The 312-nt window shown below is 41.3% G+C and carries 1 pseudogene; it reads left to right on the top strand.

The features are described from left to right. Nucleotides 1–230 (top strand): annotated as a pseudogene (locus tag HC175_RS22430) (PorT family protein); the annotation flags it as partial. Nucleotides 231–312 lie beyond the last annotated feature (82 nt).

The following is a 312-nucleotide window of genomic DNA, read 5'->3' as shown; positions in this document are numbered from 1 at the left end:
ATGCATATTATTTCCAAACTAAATTTGAACAGGGAGGCCAGACCTACAAGGAATCAGATATTCCCGAGTTTGAAAGATTCAGGTTAGGCGCCACTTTTACTTTTGGATATAACACCTTCAACTTCAATTTCTATTACAGCCTGAACTCCTTCTTAGATGGCGCTTCGGTAAATAATGAAGATCTCGATCTTCGCACGTTCCAGGTGGGGCTTATGTTCTATTTACTATAACCAGAAGAAGGCCAGCACCACCTGCGGAATAAATCCTACCAGTAAACCTATTGCCAGTTCATTCATGCTATGGGCTTCGTAA

The sequence above is a fragment of the Salinimicrobium oceani genome, assembly GCF_012037645.1.
Note: the sequence above shows the minus strand (reverse complement) of the source record. Positions and strands in the feature narration are given on the sequence as shown.